Genomic DNA, 14,376 nt, shown 5'->3' with positions numbered 1-14,376 from the left:
TCAGTTCTCCAGAGGCGACAGGTCCACGTAGAACAGCGCCTGATCTCCCGCCCCCACGTCGACGGTCTTGGTCTGCGCGATGTGGCCGCGCGCCTCGAAGGTCACCTGGTAGCGCCCCGCGGGCAGGCGGAACTCGAAGTCTCCCGTGGGGCGGGTGCGGGCCTTGAGCTTCCGCTCGGCGACCTTCAGCGTGGCCTGCAACGGCTGGCCCTGCGTGGAGCGGACCTTCCCGCGCATCCACGCCAGCACCTCCTCGGCCTTCTGCAGGGCGACCTCGATGGAGGCTTCACCTCCCGGCGGGATGACCACCACCTCCTCCTGGGGCCGGACTCCCGCGCCCAGGAGCTTCAGCGAGACCGGTCCAGGCCCCACGGCCGAAAGCACGAAGCGACCGTCCGCGTCGCTCCGGGCGACCCCCTGGCCGCCGAGCTGCACTTCCACATCCGCGAGCGGGACCTTCGCGCCCGCCCCACCGGCCTGGCGGATGATCCGGCCGCGCAGGGTGCCCGGCTCTCGGATGCGCTCCAGGGGCAGCAGGACACTGGTCTGCCCACCCGCGGGCAGTTGCACCTTCCGCTCCAGCGGCTGGTAGCCCTCCGCCGACGCCTGGATCGCCACCCACCCACCCGCGAGCCCGTCCACCCGGAATGCTCCGCTCGGGTTCGTGGGGACCTCCTTGCCCTCGACCCGGACGCGGGGAGCCTTCAAGGGCCCCGAGGGCTGGGGCTGCAGGGTGATCCACACCGTGCCGGTCGCGCTCGGAGCCGGGGCCGCGGCCAGCGCCACCGCGCTCAGGAGCATCAGCCCGAGAGTGATTCCCCAGCGCCTCATCGATCCACGCCTCCTGAGAGCGGAAGCTGGTACCCGGCCCCCAGCGACAGCCCACCGAGGTTGCCGCTCACCAGCCCGCGACCCGGAGCTTGGGCCCACTGGAGCTGTCCGACGAGCCTGCCGGGCCCCATCGTCCACCCGAGTCCGCCGCCCACGGAGACGACGAGACCTCGCGATAGGATCGGCTGGGGGACCATCTCGCCCAGTCCCTCCACCTTCACCTGCCCGCTCATCCGCAGGTAGCCCGCGCTGGCGTCCGCGAACAGCACGCCCCGGCGCAGCACGGGATGGCTCCAGCGTGCGCCCAACCTCGCGCTGTAGCCGTTCAGCGAGAACACCTTCTCCACCGAACTCGAGTCCGAGGACGACAGGAGCTGTGTCTCCCGCCGGTTGTACCGGGCCTCGAGCTGCAGCAGCGCCTCCCACGGCAGATCGGCGATCCGCAGCGAGCCCTCCATTCGCATCCCCAAGCTGTTGGAGAGGGCCGTGTTGCTCTGCACGAACCCGAGCAGCCCCAGCGAGGGTTGCCACCGCGTCCGCCGTGCCAGCACCGGCACCGTGCCCGAGGTCGCCACGGGAAAGCCCTCCGCCCGAAGCTCGAACGGAGCCGAGCCCCCCACCGCCTGACCGGGAGCAGGGGAGAAGCGGAAGCGGTAGCGGCCCTCTCCCAGCGCCTCCGGTCCCGTCAGGCTCCCCGAAGGCGAGGTCCCCACCACGCTCAGCCCATCGACGGGGTTGTCCCAGGCATCCACGAAGCGGCCGGTCACCTCGACTTCATCCCCGTTCCCCGAGAGCGCCGGCTGGACGGAGGCTTCCCCCCGCACGGGTGGGCCGCTCTGAAGCGCCAGCTCTCCCTGGCCCTGAAGGGCTCCGGCCTGGACGCGGATGGCCAGCGCCTTCTTCGCGCCAAACGCATCGGGCGGGCGAATCCGCGCGCGTCGGCCTCCCTCCTCGGCCTCGAGCGTGCCCACCTCGGTGGAGAACGTCGCGGGAGGTGCGGGCAGCGGGTTGCCCTTGGCGTCATAGCCCACGGCCTCGATGACGATGGGCTCGGTGGAGCCCGCCGTGAAGTTTGCCGGCGACAGGGTGATCCCCAGCCGCGCGAGGGGACCGGGCCGAGGCGCGAGCTGGAGCGTGGAGGCCCGCTCGGCATCCTCCACGGTGGAGGCGGACAGCGTCACCGGCGCTTGAGTTTGCTCCGGGCCGGTATACGGAACCTCGAAGGTGGCGCCCTCCTTGGGCTCGATGGGCCCCAGCGTGCCCCGCTCCGTGCTGACCGCGATCGGCGGCAGGGAGAGGGCCGGGTTGCCGCGCTCGTCCACGACGAAGCCCTGGATCCGCACAGGCTTCTCCCAGCTCGGAGCCTCGGCGGGAGCCACCAGCCGGATCCGGGCGAAGCGGGGCGCGGGCAGCGGGACTTCCTGGGTGCGGCTCTGGCCGGAGCGGTCAACCGTGGTGACCTGGGCGCTGGAGATTCCGGGGGGAAGCTCCACCGGCACGGTGGCGGTCCCATCGGCCCCAGCTGTGACAGGCCCGAAGGAGGTGCCCTCGATGGAGACGCGCACCCGCGCGCGGGGTGGAGCCTGCACGCGCAGCAGGTGTCGCCCGTGAATGGGCAGCGAGAGCCACCCCCCCGAGCCGGAGGCGGGCCCCGACTTCACCGTCGCGTGGAACAGGGCCACCTGAGCCCCTTCCTGCGTGGCGGGGCGGTAGGTGGCGACGAGCGGACCCTCTCGCGTGGCGACCGGCTCGGTGACGGAGCCGACGTTGACGGTCAAGGAGACGCGGGCGCCGCGCACGGGGCGACCCGTCTCATCCAGCACGCGCAGCTCGATGCGCGCACTCTCCCGGGAGGTGACGAAGGGCTTGTCGGAGCGCAGCGCGACGGTCTGACCGGTCAAGGTCAGGACCAGGAGAGTGAGTGTCCCTGCCACCATGGTGCTTAGGGCTCGATCCTTTCGCCGCGCCTCAGTCTACGCAATCGCGTCCGGGAGCGCGAAGCGGCCGCCAGCAAGGCCAGCCACGGGAGGAACTGGCTCGACAGCGAGCCAGTCTGGCAACCGCACCCAACGTCCACCCCCAGCTCGTCCCGGTCGAGCTTCAGGGTCTGCTTCTCGGTGAGCGCGGCGCCATCCGCGGTCGCGTACCACACCGTGGCCTTCACCTGGAGATCGGTCTGCGCCCCCGCCATGCCCTGGAGGTTCACTGTCAGCGTGGCATGCGCCGCCAGCTCGGGAAGGTCATAGCCCTCGCCGCGCGGGGTGAGCGCCTGTCCGTCGAGGCTGGCCGTCACCTCCGTCAGCTCCTGGGGGACGAACCAGAGCACGCCTGCCGGCAAGGGCTCCTCGCCGTCGTTGCGCAGCTCCACCACGAGGTCCACGAGCGTGCCGGGCGCGGGCCTCATTCCGTCGGGCTCGGAGCGGACCGAGAGCTGCACGGCGGAGGTGGCGCACAGCGGCTCGACAGCGGCGACCAGCGGCTCGGTGGTGCTCTTCATCACCAGCTCGTTGCCGACGAGCGGCCAGATCCTCAAGGGCGCGGAGTAGTCCGGACACTTGGGCAGCCGGACGGAGGTAGCCCACCGACCATCGGCTTGCTGGACCGGCGGCTCTCGGAGGAACAGCGGCGTCTCCGCCTTGAAGGCGAAGGTCTGCCCGGTGGGGAGCGCCACGAGCTCTCCGCACGCGTTGCGCGGCTCGAACAGCAGGTCGAGCTGCCCGCTGAAGGTGCGCAGCGAGGGCGTGTCCTCCGGGGTGCCGCTGAAGGAGAGCGTGGAGTGCGCCGCGGAGTACGCACTGGCCCCCCAGAGGACACCGAGCGTGTCGGTCGCGGGGGTCAGCTCCTGCTCGACGACGAACTGGATCTCGGAGGGGCCCGCGGTGCTGCTCCAGCTCGCCTGGCCGGTGCCGTCGGAAGACAGCCGCCCGTGGACACACCCGGGGGAGCGCGTCTCCGATTGGAGGTTCGAGCTGGAGAACGCCAGCGTGGTGGCAGGCCTGCCGCACAGCTCCACGCCGATGTCCTCCCGTACGGGGTTGTCGAAGGGATCCACCGCCGCCAGCTGGAGCACCGCCGGGCTGCAAGCCTCCACCGGCTGTGGGGTGGCGGTGGACAGCTTTACCCGGAAGAACTCACCCGGAAGCACCTCGATGTCGGGCAGCTCCACGTTGGCTACGGGAAGGCTGGGGGTGCTGATCTTCACCGAATGCGTGCGGGCGCTCTGGAAGACGAACTCGAACTGGCCGTTCCCGAAAGTACGGGGAGCGGGCGGTCCCACCCGGCTCTCGCTCCAGGTGAAGGACACGTTCCCGTCGAAGACCGCCGGATTATCAAACTCGTCGACGGCGATCGCCGTGATGACGAAGGGCGCTCCAGCGCGGACCGGCAGGGGAGCGCCGCTGATCCTCACGTGGTGCGGAACGCCGACGCCGATCGTGACGGAGATGCTGGCGCTCGTCATCGGAGGACCATCGATCGCCTCGACCCACAAGGTCTGCTCGGTGGCCTGGGTGAACGTGACGGTGAACACCTGCTGCCCCGCATCGCCCTCGGTGAAGTGGTAGGGCGCGGGGAGGGTGGCCCCCGTGTCCGTGCTCCTGAAGCGGACCTTCCCCAGGTAGCTGGGGGCGACGAAGCCCAGCACGTCCAGGGCCTTCACCCGGACCTCGATCGGCACCCCCGCCCTCGGTGTGCCGCCATACTCGAGCCGCAGTTGCGTGGGGGCACCGGTCAACGAGACGTTCTGCGCCACGGGGGCCGGCGGCGCACCCGCCAGCAGGAACGGGATCAGCAGTAACAAGGAGTGCTTGCGGAGCCGGCGGCTCGTTGCCTGGTTCATCTCTCGCTCCGGGGCGTGGCGGGCAGCAGGTGCCGGTATCGTAGGGAAGCGCGCAAGGCCAGTGCAATATTACGATGTAGGTGTGTCTCGGTGCCCCGACCCCCAAGGGGCCAGGGGCCGTCAAACATCCTGGTCCGTGCCGGCGCCAGGACTTATGAGTCCTGGGAGACCAATCATGTCGCGCCCCCTCTGTTCCATCTGCCAGAAGCCGGCCGCCCCGCGCGCCGAGAACCCCTCCTTCCCATTCTGCTCGCGGCGGTGCCGCGCGGTGGATCTCGGTCGCTGGCTCGGCGAGGAGTACCGCGTGCCCGAGCGCCAATCGGACGAGCGGGAGGACGAACTGCCGCCCGAGCACTCAGATCGGGGCAGTGACGCGTGAGCGGTCTGGTCGACCTGCACTGCCACCTGCTGCCAGGCGTGGATGATGGGGCGCAGCGCCTGGAAGACACCTTGGAGATGGCTCGGGCCCTGGTGGACCTGGGCTTCTCCACGGTGGCGCCCAGTCCGCACGCGCGCCCCGAGTACGCGCCCCCCGAGGTGGTGGACGCCAGGCTCGCCGAAGTCCGCGCCGCCCTGGAGCGCGAGGGCATTGCCCTGACGCTCGGGCGCAACGCGGAGAACGTGCTGGATGACGTCTTCCTGCGGAGCCTGGGCACCCCCGCCGCGCGGTTGCTGGGCGCGGGCCGCTATGTGCTCGTGGAGCTGCCCTACACCGCGCCGGTACCCGCGCTGCTCGACATCCTGTTCCGCATCCGCACCAAGGGAGTCTTCCCGGTCATCGCCCACCCGGAGCGTTGCCTGGAGTTCGAGCGCAAGGGCCGCGCCGCCGAGGCGGTGCGCACCGGGGCCTTGCTGCAGCTGGACGTGGGCGCGCTCACCGGGCGCTACGGAGGCACGGCGAAGAAGCTGGCCCGGGCCTTCCTGGACGAGGGGCTCTACGCGCTGGGTGCCACGGACCTGCACGCCCCCGTGGGAGCGCGGGAGTGGGTAGGCAAGGCGCTGGCGGAGCTGCGCTCGCGGGTAGGGGAGCAGGCGTTCGGGCGGCTCCTTCGGGAGAACCCAGCGCGTCTGCTGGCGGGAGAGACACTGGAGTCCCAGGAGGAGTGACGGTATACCGCCCGCCGTGAAGCGTGCCGTCAAGCTCATCGCCAGCCTGCTGGTCACCATCCTGTTCTCCTGGTGGGCGTTCCGAGACACCGACTGGAAGTCGCAGTGGGCCAGTCTGCGCTCGGCCGACTACATCTACGTCCTGCCGTACTTCGCCATCCTGCTGCTCATCCACCTGTGCCGGACGCTGAGGTGGGGGTTTCTGCTCTCGGGCATGCAGCGGGTGGCGTTCCGGCCGCTCAACGAGGCCTCCGGCATCGGCTTCATGATGTTGCTGGTGCTGCCGTTCCGGCTGGGCGAGTTCGCGCGCCCCTTCCTCATCGCCCAGCGCAGCACCATCCGCCGCAGCGCGGCGATGACCTCGGTGGTGCTCGAGCGGATTACCGACGGGCTCTTCGTGGCCACGCTGCTGCGGGGGCTGCTCTTCTTCCTGCCCACGGAGACGGAGGCGGTGCGCCTGGTGAAGCTGGGCTCCACGCTGATGTTCGCCGTGTTCGGTGGCGGGCTGGCCTTCCTGTTCTTCGCGCGCTGGCAGCACGACCGGGCGGTCCACCTGGTGCGTGCCACGGTGGGGCGGGTGGTGCCGAAGCTGGCCGACAAGATGGCGGACGTGGTGGACGGCTTCGTGGGAGCGATGCGCCAGCTGCCCGATGCCAAGGGGCTGGTGGGCTTCTTTCTCTGCACCGTGGTCTACTGGGGGCTCAACGGCGCGGGCATGGCCCTGGTGTCGCGGGCCTTCAGCTGCTCGGGCGTGACGGACGCCGCGTGCCAGCCCATGGGCCTGTCGCTGTACCAGGGCTACGTGGTGATGACGGTGCTGGTGGTGGGGCTGATGATTCCGGCGGCGCCCGGGATGATGGGCACCTTCCAGGCGGCGACCAAGGTGGGCCTGAGCCTCTTCCTGCCCGCCGCGGTGGTGAACTCCAGCGGGCTGGCCTACGCCAACGTGGTGTGGCTGTGCCAGACGGTGCAGCAGGTGGGCCTGGGCCTCGTGCTGCTGTCGCTCGGCCACCTGTCCTTCCGGGACATCGCCACCAAGCTGGACAAGGAAGGCGAGGCCTCCGCCCCGGTGGCGTGAGCCGGCGCCCCTCCTCTCGCGGAAGAGGGGCGAAGCACGGAGGGGCTACTTGGGCGAGTCGCCCACCAGCTCCTTCTTGGTCTCGATGACCTTGTTCTTGATGGCGGCGGGATCGATGGAGCCCTTGAAGGTGCCGATGGGCGTGTCGATCTCCTGCTCGCTGCGGGCCTCGCCCATGCCGGGGGGCGCGCACATGGCCTTCGTGGAGTTCTTCAGCGAGACGACGACGGCGTCCACGGAGGTGTTCTCCTGGGTGCGCTCCTTGGACACCACCTTGTCCTCGCGCATCAGCACGCACTGGTCCTCACCGTAGTACCAGGCGGTGGAGCCTTCGCCGAACTCCCGGGCTCGGGAGGGGCCGCCCTGCATCGCCTCCACCACCTGCTGCGAGTGCATGCCGGGGTAGATGGCGTCGAAGTTCGGCTTGGGGGACGAGGCGCAGCCGGTGACGGCGGCGGCAGCGGCGGCAAGCAACAGCGGACGAAGGTACAAGCAACACTCCTGTGCAAAGGGAGCCGGAAGCCTATCCAAACCCCCACCGGCCCTCCAAACGGGGCCGGGCTTGCACGGGCGCGGGGTTACAGCTCTTCGTTGAGCCAGCGGATGACGGCCTCTTTGATGGAGGTCGGCCGCTCGGCGGGCGACTGAGCGCGCGAGCCACGCCAGCCCTCGAAGTCCCGAGACAGGGCGAGCGGCAGCACGTCGCGGGTGCGCGTGGGGGCGCTGGTGGACGCAGTGGCGCCTGTCACGGCTCACCGCCGGTGCGGCCGTACTTGGCGAGCAGATCCTCCACCGCCTCGCGGAGGTACTCGCTCTGGGCGATGCGGGTGCGCCGAGCCAGCTCGCGGAGCTTCTGCACCTGCTCCTCGGCGACGAGGACGTGGGTGGAGACGACGTCGGCCTCGGGGCTGGGACGACGCTCACCGGAATCGACCGGGGCCGACACGGTGTCGGCAGTCAGCGGGCTGATATTGCCATCCTGCATCAGGGACCTCCTGGAGGGCTGCTACAGGCCGCTACTGGCCTGTGGGCGGCATTAGGAGGTCGGCTGGGCGTCCCGTCAAAAATTCCGCCGCTGTCTGCGCCAGCTGATCAGGAAGGGCAGCGCCAGCAGCCCCAGCAGCAGCCCCTTGCGGACGTAGGTCGCGCGGCGCCATCCGCCGCTCACCTCGGCGGGAGGCATGGGGGCGAAGAGGTTGCCGGGCGAGGGCGGAGCGAGCGCGGACGGGCGGCGCGCTTCACCCTCTTTGCGCGCGGCGCGGCGTTCACCGAGGGACGGGGACACCCTGCTCAGGAGCCCCTTGCTGCGGCGGGGCTTGCCCACGAACACCTCGCGACGGGGGCGCAGGGCGCTGCGAACGATGGCGCGGGCCACCTGCTCGGCGGGATAGACGGGCTCGAGGGGCTGGGCGTCGCGGCCGCAGAAGTTGGCGGCGTGCTGGAACATCGGGGTGTCCACGGAGGCGGGCAGCACGGTGACGACGTGGATGCCCGTGTCGCGGCTCTCCTGCCGCAGGCACGAGGACAAGCCGCGGATGGCGTACTTCGAGGCGATGTAGGCGCTGAGGTAGGGCGCGCCGCCGGGACCGAAGACGGAGGAGACGTTGATGAGCACGCCGCCGTTCTGCTTGCGGAAGTAGGGCAGGGCGGCGCGCGCGCCATGGACGTAGCCGAAGAGGTTCGTCTCGATGACCTGGCGGAAGGCTTCGGGTGGCGCGTCCTCGAAGCGGGCGAAGAGGGCCACCGCGGCGTTGTTGACCCAGACATCGAGCCGACCGAAGGCCGCCACGACGATGCGGGCCAGCTCCTTCACGGCGGCTTCATCCGTGACGTCCGCCGGGAGCACGAGGGTGCGCGCGCCGAGCTGTTCGCACTCGGAGGCCACCTCGCGCAGCGCGGGCTCGTTGCGGGCGGTGAGGACGACGGCGGCACCCTTGCGCGCGAAGCGCAGCGCGGACGCTCGGCCGATGCCGCTCGAGGCTCCGGTGACGACGACGACGGACCTGCTCAGCTTGCTGGGCACGGGCGAGTCCTTTCGTGGCGCCGCCAGACCGGCTTCAAGCGGCGTAACTCCCTCAAGATGGATGTTCGTCCCGAGACGACGACCAGGGCGGGAGCCAGGGCTGGCCTGGGGCTCCGATGAGCAGCCGAGCACCCGAGGCGTCGCCCTGTCCTCTGCCGCGCTTCAGGCCTGGGGCGCCTGGGCGATGATGCCGGGCGTGCGAGGCGGCTGCCCTGGCACTGGTGGATCCTTCACATCGGGCACCGGCTTGCCGGGCTCGGGCGAAGGCGGCGGCGGATCGCGCTCGGGAGGCATCTTCGACGGTGGGTCCTTCTCTGGGGTCGGCCGTGGTGGCGGCTCGACCTGCGGAGACTTCTGGGGCTGAGGCTCCTTCACGGGCGCTTGAGGCGTGGAGGGCTGCTGTACAGGCATGAACACCTCGGGTCTGCGGGCGGGGGCGCGAGCGCAGGGCCCGTTCCTCGCCGCCCGTTCGAGTCTCACAAGGTGCGCACCCCCGGTGCGGAATGCATGTGTCTCCCTTCCGATGCGACGGTCATGGAGGGGCTCCCTTCCTTGGCTGCTGCTCGGTGGACATGGCGCCTTCACGTTGAGTGGGTGGGGACCTACAGGAGGCCAGACGCATGACCAGAGCAGGGTGGGCAATCGGTGGCGTGGGGCTCGGAGCGGGGCTGATGTACTGGGCGGATCCGCGCAGCGGCAGGGTGCGCCGCGCCCATGTCCGGGAGAAGGCCCTGCACCTCCTGCATGGGGTGCGGAGTGCGTTCGAGGTGGTGCGCCGGGACATGTCCCACCGGGCGCGAGGGCTCCTGTACCGGGGACGGGTCAAGCTCCACCCCGAGGACGTGGATGACGTGACGCTGGAGGCGCGGGTGCGCTCGGCGATGGGGCGGGTCTGCTCCCATCCCGGAGCCATCCAGGTGGCTTGCCGTCACGGCCAGGTGGAGCTGAAGGGGCCCATCCTGGCCAGCGAGTCGAAGCGGGTGCTCGCCTGCGTCCGGCGCGTGCGAGGCGTGCGGGAGATCGATGACGATCTCGAGGTCCACGAGCACGCGGGACATCACCCGGATCTCCAGGGAGATGCGACGCGGCCGGGGAGCCGCCCCGAGTTGCTGCAGCGCTCCTGGTCACCGACGGCGCGCTTCCTGGTGGGGCTCGGGAGCGTGGGGCTGCTCGGGTACGGCCTCTCGCGTGGGGGCAAGGCGGCGCCGGTGCTGGGAGGGGTGAGCTTGCTGCTGGGGCTGCGGAGCCTGACGAACCTCGAGCTCAAGCGCCTCACGGGCGTGGGGGCGGGGCCGGAGGCGCTGACGTTCCACAAGGACATCACCCTGCGGGCGCCGGTGAACGAGGTGTTCGCCTTCTGGCAGGCGATGCACAACTTCCCGCGCTTCATGAGCCACGTGGAAGAGGTGGAGGTGACCGGGGAAGGGCACTCGCGCTGGAAGGTGCGGGGGCCGGCGGGGATCGTCTTCGAGTGGGACGCGGTGATTACCCGGCTCGACCCGGGGCGGGTGCTCGCGTGGAAGAGCGTCGAGGGCTCCATGGTGGAGAACGCGGGCATCATCCACTTCGAGGACCTGGGGGAGGGTCGGACGCGGCTGGACATCCGACTGTCCTACAACCCGCCCGCGGGGCTCATCGGGCACGCGTTCGCCAAGCTGCTGGGAGCCGACCCGAAGAAGCAGATGGACGACGACCTGCTGCGGCTCAAGTCGCTGATGGAGCTGGGCAAGGCGACGGGGCACGAGACCGTCTCCCGGGACGAGCTGGTCCCGGGGCGGGGCGTGGAGACCTGGGTGTACTGAGCCTTCCGTGAGGGCTCAGTACGTCATCGTGTAGCCGGCGCTCACCACGGCGCCGCGCGCCGCGGCATAGCTGTCGTTGGCGCCCGTGCGCAGCAGCTGGGACTCACGGGTGTAGTACTGCCGGTTGAAGAGGTTGGCGACGCTCACCCGGAGCTGGCCGGGCCCCGCCTTCAGGCTGGTGGAGAGATCCACCGTGAAGTAGCTGTCCACCTTGCGCTCCCCATAGGCCGTGCTGGTGGGGAAGCGGTTGCGGTGGCCCGAGAAGACCAGCTGCACCATGTTGTGCCAGCCCGGCAGCGTCTCGTGCTGCACGATGCCGGTGACCTTCAGCGGCGGAATCCGGTAGCTGTTGAGGAAGGTGTAGTTCCCGTCATCCAGCTTGTCGAGCTGGCCCTCCAGCCACGTGAAGGTGGTGCCCAGGTTCAGCCGCTCCATGGGCTGCACGTCCACCGTGGCCTCCATTCCGTACACGCGCTCGGGCGCGCGAATCACCGGGGCGCTGAGGCCTCCGGAGCTCGTGCCCAGGTCGGAGCGGTTGTAATAGAGGGACAGCGAGCTCTGCACCGACTCCCAGTTGCCGCGCACGCCCACCTCCAGCAGGTCCACCGCCTGCGGCGCGGTGTTGAGCGTGGCCACGCTGGAGCCGGCCGGCGCGCCGCGCAGGATGAGCCCCACGTCCGGCAGCGAGTAGCCCTGCGAGACATTCGCGAACGCGTTGATGCCTTGCGCCCCTCCGACCACCACGCCCGCGTTGAGGAGCGCCCGGTTGAAGGACAGCGACGCGCCCTCGATGGCGTCCCCCGCCAGCGTGGAATAGTCATCCACGTTCAGTCCGGTGTGCTCGTAGCGCACGCCCGCGCGCAGGGACAGCAGCGAGAGCGCCTTCCACTCGAGCTGGGTGAAGAGGCTCACGGTGGAGAGCGCCATCTCCGGCACCCACATGCTCTCGCCCACCGACTGGAAGGCCCGCCCGCTGCTCTCGGCGAACAGCTGCTGATCCATCAGCGTGACGGGCTGCGAGGTGTTCTCCCGCGAGGCGTCCAGGCCCCACAGCACATCCAGCCCGAAGGGGAGCGGGGTGCCCATCTCCAGCCGGCCACCGGCCTTCTGGGTCGCCAGGCGCGACTGGGTGATGTTGCCACCCATGGCCGCGAAGGCGCGTCCATCGAAGGGGAAGAAGCGCGACTCGTGGTCGCGGTAGTAGAGCTGCGCGTGCAGCGTGCTGTTCAGCACCTGGTCGTGATCGTAGGTGAGCGAGAGCACGGCGTTGCGCGTGCCCTGCGGATCCGACAGCTCCAGCCCTTCCAGCGACAGCGCCTTCTGCGAGAGCGGGGGCGCCGTCTTCACCGAGGGGTCTGACGTGTAGCGGGTGTCCTGCTCGCCCTGGTAGTAGTTGGCGCTGAAGCGCAGGCGCTGCTCGGGCGTGAGCCGCACGCCCACCTTGCCGAAGAGATTGAAGCCGTTGGTGTCCGCCAGGCCTCCCTGTCCATGCGGATCGGCCGGGATGCGATCACCCTGCGCGTCGAAGTAGCCGCCGGTGCGCGAGAAGGAGCCCGTCAGGCCGTAGCTCACGATCTTCCCCAGCGAGCCATCCACGGACTGGGAGAGCGTGCCGCCCAGGCCCGAGGAGAAGCTGCGGGGAGAGCTCTCCACCTGGAGGTCCGTGGTGAGCTTCAGTCCCTGGTCCCCTTGGGGCGCGCGCGTGATGACGTTGATGATGCCACCCGAGGCGCCCTCGCCGTAGATGGCCGTGGTGCCGCGCACCACCTCGATCCGCTCCACCGCCGACGGGTCGATGCCCAGCAGGTCATGCTGCACGCTGCGCACCGAGGACTGGGGGACGCCGTCGATCAGCACCAGCACGTTGCGGCCACGCAGCGTCTGGCCAAAGGTGCTGGCGCTCTGGCTGCCCGGGGCCAGGCCCGGGACGAGCTTGCCCAACGTGTCGCCCAGGTTCCGCTGGGAGATCTGGGCCTGGGTCACGAGCTCCTCGTGGGAGACGACCGTCACGGAGCCCGGGATGGTGGCGATGTTCTCCGGCTTCCGCGTGGCCGTCACCATCATGTCCTCGGAGAACGCGGCGTCCTTGGGCGTCTGGGCCTGCTGCTCCGGGGCGGGCACGGCCGTGGGCGCGGGCACCGCCGTGGGGGCGGGAGCGGGCGCAGGGGCAGGAGCCTCGGCAGCGGGCTCGGCGGGAGCTGTCTCGGTGGAAGGTGCCGCGGGGAGTTCCTGTGCCCAGAGAGGAGGGGAGGACAGCGTGATCAGGAAGATGGCCACACGGGGCGCCAGGCGGCGCGGGTCGCGAGGAGAACTCATGGACGATGTTCCAAGGGGGGTGAGAAGGGAGAGGAGAGGGCTCAGCTCATGCTGGGCTGAGTGGGAGGGGTAGAGCTCTGCGCGGGCCGCGGGGCCGGAGTGGCTCGGGTCCGCGCGTGCCAGAGGAAGAGTCCCGTGAAGAAGAGGCCCACCAACGACAGCCCGGTGAGCACCGCCAGCACTCGCGTCACCATGCCGCCGATCTGGCCAATGTGAATCGGGTAGCGCAGCGCCATCAGCCGCGAGGCCGCGGAGGCCTTCAACGCGCTCTCCGCGTACAGCACCGCGCCGCTGTGGCGATCCACGAACACGAAGCTCATCCCGTTGGGGTGGGGCTCCTGCGGAAAGCGCATGCGCACCTTGAGCGCCGCATCCGGCGTGGCGGGGAGCTCGATGCGGGTGGGGTGGGCGCCGGGCATCGTCCGGGACGCCACGGCCATCAGCGCGTCCAGCGACAGCGGCTCGCCCGTGGCAGGCCCTGGCGGCGTCGGCGTGGCCTTGGGCGTGCTGGCCTGGAGCGGCTTCAGCATCCACTGGAAGGGCGCGGGGAACACCAGCGCCGTCCCCGTCAGCCCCGCGAGCAGCAGGAACACCAAGGTGACTGCTCCGCTCACCTTGTGCAGATCAAAGTTGCCGCGCCGCCAGCGCAGGGGGCGGCGCACCTTGAAGCCCTCGGCCAGCTTCCGCCGCCCCGGCCACCAGACGATGATCCCCGTCACGCTCAGCAGCAGCAGGGCCACGCCCAGTCCGCCCACCACCGTCTCCCCCGCTTTTCCCGCGAGCAGGCGGATGTGCAGGTCTCGGACGATGCCCACCACGCTGTCACTTGGATTGCGGGAGCCCAGCACCTGCGCGGTGTAGGGGTTGACGTAGACCTTCACCGCGTCGCGTCCTCCCCCCATCCAGGCCTCGATGGGCGCATCGTGGCGCTCGGGGATTCGCAACATGCGCGGCTGGGTTCCGCCCTGGTTCTCCACCACCGCCGCGAGCACCTGGGAGAAGGGGACCCGCTCCGGGCCGGGCACCACCCGCCGCACCTCGGGATCCAGGGCCCCTTCCAGCTCCTCTTCGAACACCAGCACCGCGCCCGTCAGGCCCGTCACGACGAGGACGGCGCCCACCGTGAGGCCCGCGTACAGGTGCACCTTGAAGAGGAACCGGCGAAGCCTCATGGCAGCTCGACCCCTTGGGTACAGATGAAAATGCGAATCATTATCATTTTCATACTCTAGAACTCACCGAGTTGTCAAGACACATGTCTGCCTGGGTAGGGATTGCAGACAGAGACCTCCTGGGACTCCTCAAGTTCCGAACTTGACGAATTGATAGCGATTCTTGTAATCACTCGCCGCGATGATTTTGATGTTGAAATTCAAAATCA

At 70.0% G+C, this 14,376-nt stretch carries 14 protein-coding genes; 4 read left to right on the top strand and 10 right to left on the bottom strand.

What is annotated here, in order from left to right; all coding sequences use genetic code 11:
• The 3 genes from SYV04_RS39615 to SYV04_RS39605 are packed head-to-tail and all read right to left on the bottom strand — an operon-like array spanning nucleotide 1 to nucleotide 4,669.
• Nucleotides 1-831 (bottom strand): carboxypeptidase regulatory-like domain-containing protein, encoded by an 831-nt coding sequence (locus SYV04_RS39615; protein WP_321551274.1) that lies wholly within the window; start codon nucleotides 829-831, stop codon nucleotides 1-3.
• Nucleotides 828-2,732, bottom strand: coding sequence for a hypothetical protein (locus SYV04_RS39610; protein ID WP_321551273.1), 1,905 nt, complete (start codon nucleotides 2,730-2,732; stop codon nucleotides 828-830). The genes SYV04_RS39615 and SYV04_RS39610 overlap by 4 nt, the downstream gene beginning before the upstream one ends.
• Before the next feature lie 41 nt (nucleotides 2,733-2,773).
• Entirely contained in the window at nucleotides 2,774-4,669 is a 1,896-nt protein-coding gene (locus SYV04_RS39605; RefSeq protein WP_321551272.1) for a hypothetical protein, read from the bottom strand.
• A 175-nt stretch (nucleotides 4,670-4,844) separates the two neighbouring features.
• Here SYV04_RS39605 and SYV04_RS39600 point away from each other — a divergent pair, with 175 nt between their 5' ends.
• Genes SYV04_RS39600 through SYV04_RS39590 form a run of 3 tightly spaced genes read left to right on the top strand, consistent with a single transcriptional unit; the run spans nucleotide 4,845 to nucleotide 6,854 of the window.
• The gene (locus SYV04_RS39600; protein WP_321551271.1) at nucleotides 4,845-5,048 is read left to right on the top strand and encodes a DNA gyrase inhibitor YacG; all 204 of its coding nucleotides are present in this window, start codon (nucleotides 4,845-4,847) and stop codon (nucleotides 5,046-5,048) included.
• Nucleotides 5,045-5,776 carry a tyrosine-protein phosphatase gene (locus SYV04_RS39595; protein WP_321551270.1) on the top strand — a complete coding sequence of 244 codons (732 nt, stop codon included), beginning with the start codon at nucleotides 5,045-5,047 and terminating at the stop codon, nucleotides 5,774-5,776. The genes SYV04_RS39600 and SYV04_RS39595 overlap by 4 nt, the downstream gene beginning before the upstream one ends.
• Before the next feature lie 16 nt (nucleotides 5,777-5,792).
• Complete coding sequence (locus tag SYV04_RS39590) at nucleotides 5,793-6,854, top strand: lysylphosphatidylglycerol synthase transmembrane domain-containing protein (protein ID WP_321551269.1); 1,062 nt, start codon at nucleotides 5,793-5,795, stop codon at nucleotides 6,852-6,854.
• A 45-nt stretch (nucleotides 6,855-6,899) separates the two neighbouring features.
• On the opposite strand, the gene SYV04_RS39585 is transcribed toward SYV04_RS39590, so the two are convergent.
• The 5 genes from SYV04_RS39585 to SYV04_RS39565 all read right to left on the bottom strand — a co-directional run bounded on the left by SYV04_RS39585 (nucleotide 6,900) and on the right by SYV04_RS39565 (nucleotide 9,288).
• On the bottom strand, nucleotides 6,900-7,346 hold the full coding sequence (locus SYV04_RS39585; protein WP_321551268.1) for a hypothetical protein: 447 nt from the start codon (nucleotides 7,344-7,346) through the stop codon (nucleotides 6,900-6,902).
• Nucleotides 7,347-7,432: 86 nt separating this feature from the next.
• Nucleotides 7,433-7,603 carry a hypothetical protein gene (locus SYV04_RS39580; RefSeq protein ID WP_321551267.1) on the bottom strand — a complete coding sequence of 57 codons (171 nt, stop codon included), beginning with the start codon at nucleotides 7,601-7,603 and terminating at the stop codon, nucleotides 7,433-7,435.
• Nucleotides 7,600-7,839 (bottom strand): ribbon-helix-helix domain-containing protein, encoded by a 240-nt coding sequence (locus tag SYV04_RS39575; RefSeq protein WP_321551266.1) that lies wholly within the window; start codon nucleotides 7,837-7,839, stop codon nucleotides 7,600-7,602. The genes SYV04_RS39580 and SYV04_RS39575 overlap by 4 nt, the downstream gene beginning before the upstream one ends.
• Nucleotides 7,840-7,914: 75 nt before the next feature.
• Nucleotides 7,915-8,877 (bottom strand): SDR family oxidoreductase, encoded by a 963-nt coding sequence (locus SYV04_RS39570; RefSeq protein ID WP_321551265.1) that lies wholly within the window; start codon nucleotides 8,875-8,877, stop codon nucleotides 7,915-7,917.
• Nucleotides 8,878-9,039: 162 nt separating this feature from the next.
• The gene (locus SYV04_RS39565) at nucleotides 9,040-9,288 is read right to left on the bottom strand and encodes a hypothetical protein (protein WP_321551264.1); all 249 of its coding nucleotides are present in this window, start codon (nucleotides 9,286-9,288) and stop codon (nucleotides 9,040-9,042) included.
• A 209-nt stretch (nucleotides 9,289-9,497) separates the two neighbouring features.
• Here SYV04_RS39565 and SYV04_RS39560 point away from each other — a divergent pair, with 209 nt between their 5' ends.
• Nucleotides 9,498-10,679: an SRPBCC family protein gene (locus tag SYV04_RS39560; protein WP_321551263.1), complete on the top strand. Its 1,182-nt coding sequence runs from the start codon at nucleotides 9,498-9,500 to the stop codon at nucleotides 10,677-10,679.
• A gap of 15 nt (nucleotides 10,680-10,694) precedes the next feature.
• Here SYV04_RS39560 and SYV04_RS39555 read toward each other — a convergent pair whose 3' ends face one another.
• Nucleotides 10,695-12,995 (bottom strand): TonB-dependent receptor, encoded by a 2,301-nt coding sequence (locus tag SYV04_RS39555; protein WP_321551262.1) that lies wholly within the window; start codon nucleotides 12,993-12,995, stop codon nucleotides 10,695-10,697.
• Nucleotides 12,996-13,036: 41 nt separating this feature from the next.
• Nucleotides 13,037-14,167, bottom strand: coding sequence for a PepSY-associated TM helix domain-containing protein (locus tag SYV04_RS39550; RefSeq protein WP_321551261.1), 1,131 nt, complete (start codon nucleotides 14,165-14,167; stop codon nucleotides 13,037-13,039).
• Nucleotides 14,168-14,376: the final 209 nt, after the last annotated feature.

Source organism: Hyalangium ruber (assembly GCF_034259325.1).
GTDB lineage: Bacteria > Myxococcota > Myxococcia > Myxococcales > Myxococcaceae > Hyalangium_A > Hyalangium_A rubrum.
Note: the sequence above shows the minus strand (reverse complement) of the source record. Positions and strands in the feature narration are given on the sequence as shown.